Here is a 14,550-nt window from a genome sequence, read left to right as displayed (position 1 = left end):
GCAGGGGCTGTAAATCCGGTTAAATAACTGCACGCGGTTCGATGTCCGGCGCGCCCAGCACCACCGGCCGCGCCCACCAGCCCGGCCGATCCAGGGCGAAGGCGGCCTCGATCGCCGCCGCGCGGTCGTCGAACAGGCCGAAGACCGTCGCGCCCGATCCCGACATCCGCGTCAGCCGACAGCCCGGCGCGGCGCGCATGGCGGCCAGCGCCTCTTCAATGCCCGGCGTGACGGCCAGGGCGGGCGCCTCCAGATCATTCCGCTGTGTCGCCAACCAGTCGATGACGGAGGCGACATTCCAGTCAGCGGGCGATTGCGGTCGATCCGCGTCCCCGGCGGGCGCGGCGTCATAGGCGCGATAGACCGCCCCCGTCGGCGACGGCAGGCCGGGGTTCAGCAGCACGCCGTGCAGCGTGGGCAGGCGCGGCTCGTCTTCCAACGCCTCGCCGATCCCCGAAGCCCAGGCCGGGCGGGCGCGCAGACACATGGGGCCGTCCGCCCCGGCGGCCAGGGCGAGTCGCTCCAGTTCCGCCTCAGCCATGTCGAGGCCCAGCAGGCGCGCCGTCAGCCGCAGCGCCGCGCCTGCGTCCGCCGAGCCGCCGCCCAGCCCGGCGGCGATGGGCAGACGCTTGTCCAGGGTCACGGCCACAGGCGGTTCGCCGATCCCGGCCGCCGCGCCCAGGGCGCGCAGGGCCTTGAGGATCAGGTTGTCGCCCTGCCCGTCCAGACCCGCCGCGAACGGCCCCTCGACCGTCAGCGACAGGGCCTCGGCGCGGCGCACCGTCACCCGGTCGCCGACATCAGCGAAGACGGCCAGGCTGACCAGGGGATGATAGCCGTCGGCCTGCACCGGCCCGACGTGCAGCAGCAGGTTGATCTTGGCCGGCGCCAGGCCGCTCAGAGCGTCGGAAACGGACATGGCGGCGTCAGTCGGCCGCGCCGCCCGCAGACCCCAGCCCCTTGTCCCCGGTCGGATCCTGGCCCAGGCGGTCGCGCAGCTTGGCCTCGACCTCGCCGCGGCGCTTGTCGTCGACCTCCAGCGTCAGGACGCGGTTCCACTGGAAGCCCGCCTCGCGCTGACGGCCCACAGCCCAGTAGGCGTCGCCCAGGTGGTCGTTGATCTCGGCGTTGGCGGGCTCCTTGTCGACGGCGCCCTCCAGATTGACCACCGCCGCCTCATACTGCCCTTGGCGGTACTGGGCCCAGCCGAGGGAGTCCTGAATGTTGCCGTCCTTGGGCTCGGCGGCGTGGGCGCGGGCGATCATGGCGGCGCCCTCCTGCACCCGCGTCCCGGTGTCGACCCACAGATAGCCGAGATAGTTCAGCAGGGTCGGATTGTCGGGCTGCATCTGGAGGGCGGCCCACAGCTCGGCCTCGGCCTCGGTGTCCCGGTCGAGGGATTCATAGGCCGCGCCGCGCAGGAAATGGACCTCGAAACCCTGATCCGCCGTATTCAGCAGCGGGCCGTTCAGCAGCTCCAGCGCCGCTTCGTGCCGTTCCATCTGCATCAACTGGCCGGCCAGCATATAGGCCACGCCCGCCTCGTCGGGACGGGCGGCGGCGGCGCGGCGCAGTTCGACCAGGGCCTCTTCATCCCGTCCCGCCTTGCCCAGGCTGATGGCCGTCTGGATGCGGGCGGCGGCGTAGAGGGCGGGCGAGGCCTCGCTGACCTCCGCCAGGGCCGCCCGGCCCGCCGGTTCGATCCCGCCCTGGATCAGGGTCTGGCCGATCAGAAGCTGGGTGTTGTCGTTGGGGTCCAGGTTCTGGGCCAGGCGCAGATAGACGACGCCGAACTCATGGGCGCGCTGGGCGATCATCTGGTCCGCAGCGGTGCGCAGCGCCTGGGCGGCGCCCTGGCGGAAGCTGGGCAAGGCGGGCGGGCGGCCCTTGGCCAGCACCCGCTCGCGCCCCTGGATCACGCGCCGGTCGGCCGTTCCGGCGGTGATGGCGGCGTCATACTGGACCAGGGCGTCGTCGCGCCGACCGCGCCGCTCCAGGAACTCGCCGTACGGTTGGCGGAATAAGGCGCCGGTGATGGCGTGGCTGGTCAGGTCGCGCCATTCGGCGTCGGCCTCGTCATAGCGGCGGCGCTGCTCCAGCAGGCGGGCGCGGTTGGCGCGCGCCACCATGACGCTGACCGGATCGAAATCGGCGGGCGGCAGGGCCAGGGCGCGATCCCAGTCCTTGGCGGCGGCGGCGATCCAGCCCTGGACGTAGAAGCCCGCCCGGTCATGCGGCTCGCCGACCGGGGCGTCCTTCAGCAGGGCGTCGGCGCGCCGGGCGTCGCCGCCGGCATAGGCCTGCACCGCCTGAACCAGGCGCCCGGCCTGGACGATGACCGGCGACACCTCGGGGTCAGTCGGGGCGATCCGCCCCGCCTCGTCCAGATCGCCGGCCAGAAGGGCGGCGGTGAAGGCCTGTTCGCGCACGCGCGGCTGTTCCGGCGTCAGGGCGTAGACGCGGCTGAGATAATCGGCCCCGACCGCGCTCTCGCCGCTGGTCAGGGCGTTGCGGCCCGCCAGATAGAGGCCGAAGGCGCTGTTCTTATGGGCGTCGAGCGGGATCGGCGCCCAGACGGCGGGAATGGGCGCGACCTCGGGTTCTTCGGGCGTTTCCGGCGCATCCGCGATGATGATGTGCGGGACGGGATCGCCGTTCGGCTCAGCGTCCTGCCCTGCCGGAGCTTCGGCCGGCGTTTCCGGCGCAGGCTCGGGCGCCTGCTGCGCCAGGGACGGCGCGGCCAGCGACAGCGCAAGGGCGGAAGCCGCCAGGAACAGGACAGGACGAGAAGAGACGAAACGCATGGCCGGACCCTTCACGCTTTCCCTTTCGCCCGCAAGATCATGTGCGGGAAAAGCCGCACAACACTTCTGCCTCCCCATGAAGGGGAGGGAGAATCTCTGGCTTACATGTTCGGATAGTTCGGACCGCCGCCGCCTTCGGGCGTCGTCCAGACGATGTTCTGCGACGGATCCTTGATGTCGCAGGTTTTGCAGTGGACGCAGTTCTGGGCGTTGATGACGAAGCGCGGATCGGCGCGGTTCGCCTCGTCCGCATAGACGACCTCGTACACCCCGGCCGGGCAGTAGAGGCGTGCGGGCTCGCCGTACTTGGGCAGGTTGACGTTGATCGGCACGGACGGGTCCAGCAGCTTCAGGTGCGCGGGCTGGTCCTCGGCGTGGTTGGTGTTGGAGATGAAGACGCTCGACAGCTTGTCGAACGACAGCTTCCCGTCCGGCTTGGGATAGGCGATCGGCTTGTGCTGCGAGGCAGGCTCGGTCGAGGCCGCGTCGGTCTTGCCGTGGCGCATGGTGCCGAAGAAGGAGAAGCCGCCCGTCAGGTGGTTGACCCACAGGTCGAACATGCCGACCGCCCCGCCCATCATCGTGCCCAGCTTGGACAGCAGGGGCTTGGCGTTGCGGACGACCTTCAGCTCCTTATGGACCCACGAGCGCAGATAGGCTGCCTGATAGGCGCTCAGCACGTCGCCCTCGCGGCCTTCCATGACGGCGTCATAGGCGGCGTCGGCGGCCAGCATGCCGGTCTTCATGGCGTTGTGGCTGCCCTTGATGCGCGGCACGTTCACGAAGCCCGCCGAACAGCCGATCAGGGCGCCGCCGGGGAAGGCCAGCTTGGGCACCGACTGGAAGCCGCCCTCGGTGATGGCGCGGGCGCCGTAGGAGACGCGCGTGCCGCCCTCCAGATGCTCGGCGATGGCCGGGTGATGCTTGAACTGCTGGAACTCGTCGAACGGCGACAGGAAGGGGTTCCTGTAGTTCAGGTGGACGACGAAGCCGACAGACACATAGCGGTCGCCGAAGTGATACAGGAACGACCCGCCGCCCGTCTTGTCGTCCAGCGGCCAGCCGGTGGTGTGCTGGACCAGGCCGGGCTGGTGCTTCTCGGCCGGGATCTGCCACAGCTCCTTCAGGCCGATGCCGAACTTCTGGGGATCGGCGGCGTCGCACAGGTTGTGGCGGGCCATGATGGTCTTGGCCAGCGAGCCGCGCACGCCCTCGGCGATGAAGACGTATTTGCCGTGCAGTTCGAGGCCCGGCTGGAACTCGCCGGTCGGCTTGCCCTCGCGGTCGATGCCGAAGACGCCGGCGACGACGCCCTTCACCCGGCCGGTTTCTTCTTCCCAGACCACATGGCTGGCGGCCATGCCGGGATAGACTTCGACGCCCAAGCCTTCCGCCTGTTCGGCCAGCCAGCGCGCGACATTGCCCAGCGAGGCGATGTAGCAGCCGTCATTGTGCATGAAGGGCGGCATGGCGAACATCGGCAGGGAGGCCTGTCCCTGCGGCCCCAGCACCAGGAATTTGTCCTTGGTCACCGGCGTCTCGAGCGGGGCGCCGCGTTCCTTCCAGTCGGGGAACAGCTCGTTCAGCGCCTTCGGGTCGATGACCGCGCCCGACAGGACGTGGCCGCCGATCTCGGCCGATTTCTCGAGCACGGCGACGGAAATCTCCTTGCCGTCCTTTTCCGCCCGCTGCTTCAGGCGGATGGCGGCCGACAGGCCGGCGGGGCCGCCGCCGACGATGACGACGTCATATTCCATGACCTCGCGCTCGACGCCCGCCAGGGCCTCGAGCGGCGGCAGGTTGTCGATGACGGCTTCCTGCCATGCGTTCTTGGCGCCGCCTTCGATCATTTCCTCGGCCATGTCCCCTGAATCCTCGTTGTCGTCGTGGTTATCCGCCTTATCGGGAGGTGACGCGGGGGCGGTCAAGGCCTATTGCCTATAGTCAGATGAACGCCCCTTCCCTCGATATGGCTGCCGCAGAGGCCCTGTTCGCCTTCTGGCGCGACGCAGGCGTGGACGCCTGTTTCGAGGCGGAACCGGTCGACCGCACCGTCTTCGTCGCCCCCGTCGCGGCCAAGGGTCCGGCCACGATCACCCCCTTGCGCGCCCCCGGCGCCCCGCCGTCCGTCGATGAGGCGGCCGTCGAGGCGCGTCGCCTCGCGGCGACGGCGACCACCCTGGACGAACTGGCCGAGGCCGTCGCCGCCTTCGAGGGCTGCCCCCTGCGCGCCATGGGCGCCCGGCAATCCGTCTTCGCGCGCGGCAATCCGCAAGGTTCGCTGATGATCGTCGGCGAAGGCCCCGGCGCCGAGGAAGACGTGCGCGGCCAGCCCTTCGTCGGCCATGCGGGCCAGCTGCTGGACCGCATCCTGACGGCGGCGGGCCTGCTGGACGAGGCCTTCATCACCAACACCGTCTTCTGGAAGACGCCCGGCAATCGCACCCCGACGCCGCAGGAACAGGCGGTCTGCGCCCCCTTCCTTGAGCGCGCCTTGGCCCTGCTGAAGCCCAAAGCTGTGCTGCTGGTCGGCGCGGCGGCGGCCAAGGCCGTGCTGAAGACCGACGACGGCATCATGCGGACGCGCGGCCAGTGGCGCGAATGGCGATTGTCCGAAGACGGAATCGCCGCCCCCGTCATGGCCACCCTTCACCCCGCCTTCCTGCTGCGACAGCCGCAGGCCAAGGGTTTGGTTTGGAAAGACATTCTAGATTTGTCCGCTCGCCTGCGCGGCGAAGTGGTTGAGCCGGGCGCCTGATTCAGGCATCCTGAACTCTTGGAGACCAGTCCGCAGAGCGTCGTAGAATCCCGAATCGAGACGGGACCGACGCCGACGAAGGGGGCCGCCGCGTCATGTATTCTTTCCGCCGGACGCGTCGTGCGTCTCTGTTCGCCTTCGCGCTTTGCGCCCTTGCTGCGACCGCAGCCCAGGCTGAAGATGTCGATACCTCCCGCCCCTATGCCGCCGCTGGCGCAGATTCCGGCGCAGATTCTGGCGCAGACGCCTCGCCGTCGCCCACGGCGCTGAGCAGCGAGGACCGGCTCAGCTACACCACCGCCTTCGACGCCCTGCGGCGCGGCGATCTGGAGCTGGCCCGCAACTCGGCGCGTCAGGCCAAGGACCGCGTCCTGCTGGGTCAGGTCGAGTTCGAGCGCCTGTTCCACCCCAGCCACGTCGCCACCTATGACGAACTCGCGGCCTGGCTCGAGACCTATTCCGACCTGCCGATGGCCGAGCGGGTCTATACTCTGGCGATGCGACGCCTGCCCGACGGCGCGGCCGAGCCCAAGCGCCCCGGCGGCTTGCTGACCCGCACCTGGGCCAGCCTGACCAATCCCGGCGACGGCGGCGTCAACGATCCAGCCAAGGCCGCGCGCGTGGCCCTGAACAACGACGACCTGCCCGGCGCCTACACGATGGGCCAGCAGATCGGCGACTGGTGGACGGCGGGTCTGGCCGCCTGGCGCATGGAGCAGCACGCCGACGCCTTCCAGGCCTTCGAGCACGTCGCCCAGGATCCGACCGAGGATCCGTGGGTCCGCTCGGGCGGCGCCTTCTGGGCGGCGCGGGCGGCGGGCCAGTCGGGCCGACAGGACCGCGTGAACGAATATCTGCGCCAGGCCGCGCGCTGGCCGGCCACCTTCTACGGCCAGATCGCCCTGCGTCAGCTGGGCGAGGAGCCGGTGATCGAGAACCAGGGGCCGCGCCCCTATGAGGCGACGCTGCAACGCGCCTCATTCACGCCCGAGCCGATCGGCGTGGATACGCGCGCGCTCAACGCCTTCATCCGCTCGGACGAGGACGCCCGCCGCACCGTCGCCCTGTACGAGGTCGGCCGCCGCAACGATGCTGAACTGGCCGCCCGCAACGGCCTGCGCGCCGCCAGCGGCGACAGCGCCGCGCGCCAGATGTGGGTCGGCCTGTATCGCCTGGTCGCGCCCGGCCGCGCCGCCCAGTCCGAGGCCAGCCGCATCGACGCCGTCCGCTATCCGATGCCGGACCTGCAGCCCATGGGCGGCTTCACCATCGAGAAGGCCCTCGTCTACGCCATCGCGCGCAAGGAGACGGACTTCAACGCCAACGCCCGTTCCGGCGCCGGCGCCTATGGCCTGATGCAGGTCATGCCGACCACGGCCGCGCACATGACCGGCGACCAGGGCTATGTCCGCACGCCCCAGCGCCTGCTGGACCCGGCGGTGAACATGAAGCTGGGCCAGGACTATGTGAACCGCCTGTTCCAGATCGAATCCTTCCAGGGCGACCTGCTGAAGGCGGTGGCCTCCTACAACGCCGGGCCGGGGCCGATGCTGGCGGCGATCCGCAAGCTGGGCGCCGACGCCGATCCCCTGCTGCTGATCGAGACCATCGACGTGCCCCAGGCGCGCGAATACGTCGAGAAGGTCGTCGCGGCCTACTGGATCTATCAGCGCATGATGGGCGGGCCGGTGAAGACGCTGGACGCCGTGGCATCGGGCGCGCGCGCCGTGCCGATCCGCCTGGATTACGTCGCGCCGCCCCCCGCCCCCTTGCAGGTGGCAGAGGCCGTGCTGGGCGGCGGCTCGCGCTGAAGCGCGATTAAGACGCCTCAGACCATCAAGGTCAGAAGCGACGTCCACACCAGGGCCATGACCACCGCCGCCAGGGCGTAGGCTCTGGCCGTGCGGCCCCAGTCGGTGTTCCTGCTGATCGTACGCATGGCTCCGCCCCTCCGAGAACAAGCTGGACTATAAGTCCGCTCTCTTAAACCCGCGTTCTCAGGATCGGTTAATCAACGTTAGATGACAGGGCCGCCGCCTCCCACTCGCGGAAGTGCGGCTGGGCCAGAAGGGCGGCGACATAGGCGGCGGCCGTCCCGTCGTCGCCGTGAGCCGACAGGTCGATCTGATAGTGGCGCACCCGCGCCGCCACGGGCGTGAAGAAGGCGTCGGCGATCGACCAGTCGCCGAACAGCCACGGCCCGTCCGCGCCGAAGCGGTCACGCATCTGTCGCCACAGCACGACCAGACGCGCCAGGTCGCGGTCCAGGCCCGGATCGGACGGCGCCGGGCTGCGCGCATCCCCGGCCATCGGATGATCCGGCCCCATGCCGCACAGGTCGCGCAGGGCGTGGAAGCCGGAGTGCATCTCGGCCGTCGCCGAACGGGCCAGGGCGCGCGCGATCGGATCGACCGGCCATAGATGCGCCTCGGGATAGCGTTCGGCCGCCCATTCGCTGATAGACAGGGTGTCCCAGATCGTCTCGCCCTCGACCTTCAGCAGCGGCACGAAGCCCGAGGGCGACAGGCGCCGCAGTTCAGCCTTTTCAGCCTCGGAGCGATACCAGACCTCGCGCGTGTCGAAGACGGCGCCCGCGCGCCTCAACACCAGCCACGGCCGCAAGGACCAGGTGGAGAAGAGGCGCGGTCCGACGATCAATTCCATGGCGAAGCTCCGAGGCTGTCGCCGTGATTAATGGCTGGAGGCGAGCTTCAGCACAACCAGGCCGCTGACGATCAGGACGGCGCCGATGACGCGCATCGGCGTGACGGGCTCGCCCAGCACGGCGATGCCGACCACGAAGGCCCCGACGGCGCCGATGCCGGTCCAGATCACATAGGCGGTGCCCAGCGGCAGGGTCTTCATCGAGATCGACAACAGGCCGAAGCTGACGATCATGAAGCCGATGGTGCCGATCGTCGGCCAGGGCTTGGTGAAGCCCTCGGAGGCCTTCATCAGGAAGGCCCAGACGATCTCGAACAGACCGGCGAGAAGAAGGAAGATCCAGGCCATGACTTGCTCCCTTGCATGGCGTGCCGGGTCGTCCCAGCGTCATGCCCAAGATGGGAGAGGTCGTCCTCTGACCCCGCCTATCTGGGACAGGCGGGTCTCAAGTCAAGGCTTGCCGCCCTCGGGGGCTTTCGCAGACGCAATATGCCATCAGGTGGAGGCCATTTTGCATCAGTGGAAGGGGGGAGCGGGCGATCCCTCGCCTGCTCCCCTCGCCCATCATCAGCGCATGATCCGCAGGGTCACGCCCACCGTGCGCGGCGCCCCCAGGAAGGCGCCCAGCGTCCCCGTCTGGAACGGCGCGCCGAAGGCCACCTGGCGATAGTCTTGATCGAACAGGTTGCGGCCCCACAGCTCGACGCTCCAGGCGTCATCGCGGGCTAGCGCGACGCGGCCGTCGACCAGCCAGAAGCCCGGCTGGCTCTTGGCCGGGTCCAGGTCCGAGCCGGTGTTGTATTCCGACGAATATTTGGCCGCCAGCGTCACCCGCCCGGTCAGCCCCGCCGCCACCGGCCGCTCATAGGTTCCAGCCAGAGACCCGCTCCACAAGGGCGCGAAATTCATCCGCCTGCCCGCCAGCAGCGGCAGGCCCGGCACCGCGTCGTCGCCATACTCCGTCTGAGCGTAGGTCAGGCCGCCCTGCAGCGACAGGCCCTCGAACGGCAGGAACATGAAGTCCGCCTCGACGCCCTTGGCCCGCACCTCGGGGATGGAGCGGACCAGGAAGGTCGTGCCCAGGAAGGTGTTCAGCTGGAAGTCGTCATAGGTCTGGCGGAAGGCGGCGGCCGAGACCAGCAGGCGCCGGTCCAGCATCACGCTCTTGATCCCCGCCTCGAAGGCGTCGGCGCTCTCGGCCGGGAAGGCGCGCGAGGCGTCGGGGACCAGATTGGTCTGCCCGCGATCCAGGTTGAAGCCGCCGTTCTTGCGGCCCCGCGACCAGGAGGCGTAGAGGCGCGTGCCCTCGGTCGCCTTAAACTCGGCGCGGGCCATGCCGGTCCAGGCCTCGTCCTTGACCGTCTCGGACTGGCTCAGGCCGTTGAAGGCCGGGTTCGACCACGGCAGGCACAGGATGGCGTTGCTGACGCCGTTGGCCAGCGCCGCCGCGCAGGCCCGGCCGCCGTCGGTGTTGTGATAGGCGGCCGTCATCTCCTTCTTCTCATGGGTGCGGCGCAGGCCCCCGGTCAGGGTCAGGCGGTCGGTCACGGCGTAAGACACCTGACCGAACAGGGCGGCGCTGCGAGCGGTCTGCCAGTAGCGATCCAACTGGCCCTCGCCCTCGACGAAGCTCTGGCCGACGGGAAGCCCCGTGATGCTCGACACGAAGGCCGGATCGCCCAGCGGGTTCGACGCCGAACGCGACAGCAGGCGGCTGACATAGCCTTCGTAATCTGCGCCGTAGAACAGGCTGTCGCGACGGGTCAGCTTCTCATCGGCGAAGAAGGCGCCGGCCGACCAGTCCAGCTTTCCGCGCTGGCCCGACAGGCGGAACTCCTGCGTCAGGGTGCGGAAGCGGTTCGACCAGCTGCCGTCGTCCGGGCGATAGGCCAGGTCGGCCGAGGTGAAGTCCCAGTCCTGGCTGATGACGCCGCGCCAGTCGCGCACCGCCGAGGTGCTGTCCAGCCTCGCCCAGCCCAGATCGGCGCTCAGATGCAGGGCCAGGCCCTTGTCGCGGATGCGGGTGTTGGTGTCGCGGTTGGAATAGGCTGTGCGATCCCACGGCTTCGGCGTCGCCGCCACGCCGCCGTCGGGCGCAAAGGTCGCCAGCAGGGGCGCGGTGGTGCCCGTGACCAGTTGCACGCCGACGCAGCAGCGTTCGTCCCGCTCGGTCCAGTCGGCGGTCAGGCGGGCGGTCAGGTTCGGCGTGGCGCGCCACAGCAGCTGACCGCGCACGGTGTCGTAGTGTTCGGTCTGATCGTCGGTCGAGGTGCGCGGGCCCTCCCCGATCTTCACGTCATAGAGGCCGTCGCGGCGACGCGCGGCGACATACAGCCGCCCGGCCAGAACCTCGTCCACGATCGGGCCGGTCAGGGAGACCGAGCCGCCGTGCGTTCCATAGTCGCCGAAGGTCGCCTCGCCCGCCATGCGCGCGTCGAACGAGGGGGCGGCGGTGACGACGTTGATGACGCCCGCCGAGGTGTTCTTGCCGAACAGGGTCGCCTGCGGGCCCTTCAGCACCTCGACGCGCTCGACCTCGCCCAGATCGCCCAGGGCCGCGCCGTTGCGGGGGCGATAGACGCCGTCGATCATGACGCCGACCGAGCTTTCGACGCCCGGATTGTCGCCCACCGTGCCGACGCCGCGGATGCGGGCGGTGGTGAAGGTCTGGTTCGAGGTCGAGGCCACGATCAGGCCCGGCGCCAGGATCTGCAGATCCTTGATGTCGCGCACGCCGACGCCGTCCAGCAGGGGCTGGCTCGCCACCGTCAGCGACAGCGGCGTCGCCGCCAGAGGCGCCTCGCGCCGCTCGGCCGTCACCACGATCTCGGACACCTGGGTCGGTCCTTCGTCAATGGCCGCCTCGGCCATGACGGGCGCGGCCAAAGCGAGCACGGACAAGGAGGCGGACGCGAGAGACGCGGCGCGAACAGCAGAAATCATGGGAGGAAAAACCGCTTTGCGGAGCGACGGCGCAAGGCTTCGTCGCGGACTGTCAGCGGATGTAACAGCCCCGTCGGCGGGGCGGAACCCCGGCCGACGATCATCAAACGATGACTTTCAGGCCCGCCCGGCCAGCGGTCCCGAAGCGCGCGGAGCGAAGCTGTGCTCCACCCGGCTGCGGTGGAAATCAACGTCATTGCGGACCGCGCCGCCGACCCGGCAGAGCTGCTCCAGGCCCCGGCCGCCGCCGCTCTGATGCGACGTGATCAGATCCAGAAGACGCTCGGCTTCGGCCAAGGTCTCCGGCCGCTGCTCCAGAAGCCAGACCTCAAGCGCGCCCAATTCAACCGTCAGCCCTCCTTCACGAACGGAGGCCTCCAGCCGATTGTCATTCCATTGACGGAGCAGCGCGCGCGCGGCCTCCATCGTCCAGTGTCGAGCCATCTCGCCCCCCCAGGGCGTAGCGCCGGTCGGCCTCGACCTCCCAGACGCCAAAAAATAATGTGAGCACGATCAGGAACCACAGCCCCCAGATCAGCGTGAACAGCGCCCATGCCAGAGGCTCCGACGACAGGAGCGGGGCGCAGTAGGCCAGAACACCCACAAGCTGAAACGCAGACGCCAGAACGATCCACCAGCGACCCGCACGCTCTGCGATCAGCCACAGCGCCACGAAGGCCAGGCTGTCGACGAGCATCAGACCGAAGTAGAGCCCGTTCCATGTCAGATCCTCGACGGCATAGGAGGCGGCTACGGTCATCAGCATGACGGCGGCGGCCGCACGGTCGCCAGGACCGCCTCGCCACAACAGCAGGCCCAGCCCCGCGAAACCGAGGAACAGCAAAGCCAACTGAACCAAGTCCATCAACGCCTCCCGCAGGCCGGCCTAACCAGGCGCCTAGCCGCTATTTCCCATCATTCACGCGCTCCTTCGCCTTATTTGAAGCGTCAGCGCAGGCTGTGGATCATCTCCAGGACGGGAAGCACCAAAGAGGCGGCGACCACGGCGATCAGGATCCAGGCGAAAGCCCACCCCAAGATCAGCCACAAGACCGAGCCTCCGATCTTTCGAGGCCGCCGCCAAGCTCTGAGACTCGCATATGACCGAAAGAAGGGTGTCGGCCACGGCGTTTTCCCGTCCCCGACATGTTCCGCGGAACCTGCAAGGACGCCCCTTTCTGCCGATACGGCGGGGGGCGGCGACAGTGGGATTGATCCCCCTGAGTAATGATCACTCAGGAGCCGCGCCGCCTGAATCCGGTTGGAGACGCCCAGCTTTTCATAGGCTCGGTGCAGGTGGTTCTGAACCGTCCGGGGCGAGAGGTTCAGCTGCTGCGCGATCTCCTTGTCGCCCAGACGGCTGGCGGCGAGGCGCAGGATTTCAAGCTCGCGCGGCGTCAGGCTGTCGATGGGAGAAGGGCTTTTCACAACAGTTGACTATCTACGACACGCGCCTGGCGTCCAGTCCCCCGTCCCCGGCGCGCGCCGATCGGGCCAGGGTGTCACCGCGACGCGACACAACTCGCGCGCGAGGCGGCATTTTGATTGCGTCCCTTCGGTTCGGCGTCGCATTAGGGGATCATTCAAACGGGGGAACCGACTTCTATGTTGCTGGCGCTTCTGATGGGCGGGCTGGGGCTGATCGTCGGCAGCTTCCTGGGTCTGGTCAGCCTGCGCCTGCCGCGCGGCGAGGATATCGTGGTCAGCCGGTCGCGGTGCGGCGGCTGCGGGCGCCCGCTCAAGCCCTGGCGGATGATCCCGGTGGTCAGTTGGGCGTTGTCACGCGGCAAGTGCGGCGACTGCGGCGCCGTCATTCCCCTGCGCTATCCCTTGATCGAACTGGCGTCCGGCGCCGTCGGCGTCTGGGCGGCCTTGTGCTTTCCCGATCCGGCCTGGGCGCTGGCCGGGGCCGTGCTGGGCTGGCAGTTGCTGCTGATCGCCGTGATCGACGCCGAGCATTTCTGGCTGCCCGACGCCCTGACCCTGCCCCTGTTCCTCAGCGGCCTGTTCGCCGCCGTGGCCCTGGACCCGGCGAATGTGCAGAGCGGGCTGCAATGGTCGCTGATCGGGCCCCTGAAGACGCCCCTGATTGGGGCCGCCGCCGGTTTCGGCGGACTGTGGCTGCTGGCCTTCCTCTACAAGCGACTGCGCGGACGCGACGGTCTGGGCGGGGGCGACCCCTTCCTGCTGGGCGCGATCGGCGCCTGGGTCGGGTGGATGGGTCTGCCCAGCGTGCTGCTGTGGGCGTCGCTGACCGGCCTCAGCCTTGTGGCGGCCAAGCTTGTGCTGCGTCGCCCCGTCGCCTCCACCGACCGCCTGCCGTTCGGCGTCTTCCTGGCCGTCGGCGCCTGGCTGACCTGGCTCTATGGCCCCTTGGGTCTGGGCTTCGGCGCCTAGAGCGACAGCAGGTCGGACCAGCGCCAGCGCCCGCCGCCCAGCGCCACGCGCGGCGCGCCCGGCTGGTCGCTGAGCGTCAGCAGCACATAGCCGTTGACGGTCTCGGCCTTGCAGGCGCGCGACGAGAAGCCGACCGTCACGGCGATGGCCTGACGCACCCCGGCCAGACCCTTGCCCTCTTCGCCGGGGCTTTGCAGCCAGTCGCCGTTCCACATCAGGATGGCGCGGCCCGAGGCGCCGGAGGTGCGATAGGCCTGGCCGATGGCGGCGTTGATCCGCGCGTCGTTGCGCAGGGCGTCCTGGATGCGCTTGACCATATCGCATCCCTGACCCGAGCCGCCGCCCACGCCCGAACCGGACCCGCCGCCGCTGCCGCCGCCGACGCCCGCCCCTGCGCCGCCGCCCCCGCCTGAGCCTTGTCCTGCGGTCAGGGCGCCGCTCAGAGCCCCCTCGCCCAGCAGGACGAAGGAGACGCTGGGCTCCGGCGCGGAGATGGGCAGAGGCTCGATCGGCGCCGGGCGCGGCGTCGGACGGCTGGGCCGCGGGGTCGGCGGCGTCGGCGCGGTGCGCCGCGCCTTCTCGGGCGTCTGAGCGGGAACGGGCGCGGGCGCGGCGGGCGCCGGTTCCGGCTTGGGCGCCGGCGCAGGCTCCGAGCCGCCCGCAGGCGCGTCGCCCGGCGCAGGTTCTGAAGGCGGCGGCGGCGGAGGCGGCTCGACCAGCATCACCTCGACCACCGGCGGAACCGGAGCCAGCGGCGGCCGTTCAACCGGCGCAGCAATGATCAGCGCCAGGATCAAACCGTGCGCGATCAGGCTGCCCAGGATCGGGCCGACCTTGTTCCGACGGCGACGAGGCCCCGCCTTCACCTAAAGGCTCCCCAAGCCTTGCCGTCATGGGCCTTATAGTTGTCGGCGGCCGCAAACACCAAAGCTTTCAATAGATTCTCCTCGCCCTTTGATATTCGACAATGACCATCCCAGCACG

12 protein-coding genes and 1 pseudogene are annotated in these 14,550 nt (G+C 69.5%); 3 read left to right on the top strand and 10 right to left on the bottom strand.

Going from position 1 to position 14,550, the window contains the following annotated elements; all coding sequences use genetic code 11:
- Nucleotides 1-19: 19 nt before the first annotated feature.
- The 3 genes from BJP32_RS09055 to BJP32_RS09045 all read right to left on the bottom strand — a co-directional run bounded on the left by BJP32_RS09055 (nt 20) and on the right by BJP32_RS09045 (nt 4,561).
- Nucleotides 20-919: a 4-(cytidine 5'-diphospho)-2-C-methyl-D-erythritol kinase gene (locus BJP32_RS09055; RefSeq protein WP_046652059.1), complete on the bottom strand. Its 900-nt coding sequence runs from the start codon at nt 917-919 to the stop codon at nt 20-22.
- A gap of 7 nt (nt 920-926) precedes the next feature.
- Complete coding sequence (locus tag BJP32_RS09050) at nt 927-2,804, bottom strand: tetratricopeptide repeat protein (RefSeq protein ID WP_046652061.1); 1,878 nt, start codon at nt 2,802-2,804, stop codon at nt 927-929.
- A 101-nt stretch (nt 2,805-2,905) separates the two neighbouring features.
- The gene (locus BJP32_RS09045) at nt 2,906-4,561 is read right to left on the bottom strand and encodes an electron transfer flavoprotein-ubiquinone oxidoreductase (protein WP_233126793.1); all 1,656 of its coding nucleotides are present in this window, start codon (nt 4,559-4,561) and stop codon (nt 2,906-2,908) included.
- A 191-nt stretch (nt 4,562-4,752) separates the two neighbouring features.
- Here BJP32_RS09045 and BJP32_RS09040 point away from each other — a divergent pair, with 191 nt between their 5' ends.
- Both BJP32_RS09040 and BJP32_RS09035 read left to right on the top strand, forming a co-directional pair.
- Complete coding sequence (locus BJP32_RS09040) at nt 4,753-5,562, top strand: uracil-DNA glycosylase family protein (RefSeq protein WP_076223716.1); 810 nt, start codon at nt 4,753-4,755, stop codon at nt 5,560-5,562.
- Between the two features lie 95 nt (nt 5,563-5,657).
- The gene (locus BJP32_RS09035) at nt 5,658-7,373 is read left to right on the top strand and encodes a lytic transglycosylase domain-containing protein (RefSeq protein ID WP_046652065.1); all 1,716 of its coding nucleotides are present in this window, start codon (nt 5,658-5,660) and stop codon (nt 7,371-7,373) included.
- A gap of 196 nt (nt 7,374-7,569) precedes the next feature.
- Here the strand turns inward: BJP32_RS09035 and BJP32_RS09030 are convergent, their stop codons facing one another.
- The 6 genes and pseudogenes from BJP32_RS09030 to BJP32_RS17825 all read right to left on the bottom strand — a co-directional run.
- Nucleotides 7,570-8,226 (bottom strand): glutathione S-transferase, encoded by a 657-nt coding sequence (locus tag BJP32_RS09030; protein ID WP_003165888.1) that lies wholly within the window; start codon nt 8,224-8,226, stop codon nt 7,570-7,572.
- A 27-nt stretch (nt 8,227-8,253) separates the two neighbouring features.
- Nucleotides 8,254-8,574: a multidrug efflux SMR transporter gene (locus tag BJP32_RS09025; RefSeq protein ID WP_003165889.1), complete on the bottom strand. Its 321-nt coding sequence runs from the start codon at nt 8,572-8,574 to the stop codon at nt 8,254-8,256.
- A gap of 219 nt (nt 8,575-8,793) precedes the next feature.
- Nucleotides 8,794-11,169: a TonB-dependent receptor gene (locus BJP32_RS09020; RefSeq protein ID WP_046652067.1), complete on the bottom strand. Its 2,376-nt coding sequence runs from the start codon at nt 11,167-11,169 to the stop codon at nt 8,794-8,796.
- A gap of 117 nt (nt 11,170-11,286) precedes the next feature.
- Nucleotides 11,287-11,511: a hypothetical protein gene (locus BJP32_RS09015; protein ID WP_223850897.1), complete on the bottom strand. Its 225-nt coding sequence runs from the start codon at nt 11,509-11,511 to the stop codon at nt 11,287-11,289.
- 46 nt (nt 11,512-11,557) lie between these two features.
- Entirely contained in the window at nt 11,558-12,034 is a 477-nt protein-coding gene (locus BJP32_RS09010; RefSeq protein WP_046652069.1) for a hypothetical protein, read from the bottom strand.
- A gap of 434 nt (nt 12,035-12,468) precedes the next feature.
- Nucleotides 12,469-12,597 (bottom strand): annotated as a pseudogene (locus tag BJP32_RS17825) (helix-turn-helix transcriptional regulator); the annotation flags it as partial.
- 177 nt (nt 12,598-12,774) lie between these two features.
- On the opposite strand from BJP32_RS17825, the gene BJP32_RS09000 reads away from it, so the two are divergent.
- Complete coding sequence (locus BJP32_RS09000; protein WP_046652073.1) at nt 12,775-13,566, top strand: A24 family peptidase; 792 nt, start codon at nt 12,775-12,777, stop codon at nt 13,564-13,566.
- On the opposite strand, the gene BJP32_RS17345 is transcribed toward BJP32_RS09000, so the two are convergent.
- Nucleotides 13,563-14,432 carry a hypothetical protein gene (locus tag BJP32_RS17345; RefSeq protein WP_046652074.1) on the bottom strand — a complete coding sequence of 290 codons (870 nt, stop codon included), beginning with the start codon at nt 14,430-14,432 and terminating at the stop codon, nt 13,563-13,565. The genes BJP32_RS09000 and BJP32_RS17345 overlap by 4 nt on opposite strands.
- Nucleotides 14,433-14,550 lie beyond the last annotated feature (118 nt).

The organism is Brevundimonas sp. ZS04 (assembly GCF_001956865.1).
Classification (GTDB): domain Bacteria; phylum Pseudomonadota; class Alphaproteobacteria; order Caulobacterales; family Caulobacteraceae; genus Brevundimonas; species Brevundimonas diminuta.
The sequence above is the reverse complement of the archived record's forward strand: the minus strand, read 5'-3'. Positions and strand labels throughout refer to the sequence as shown.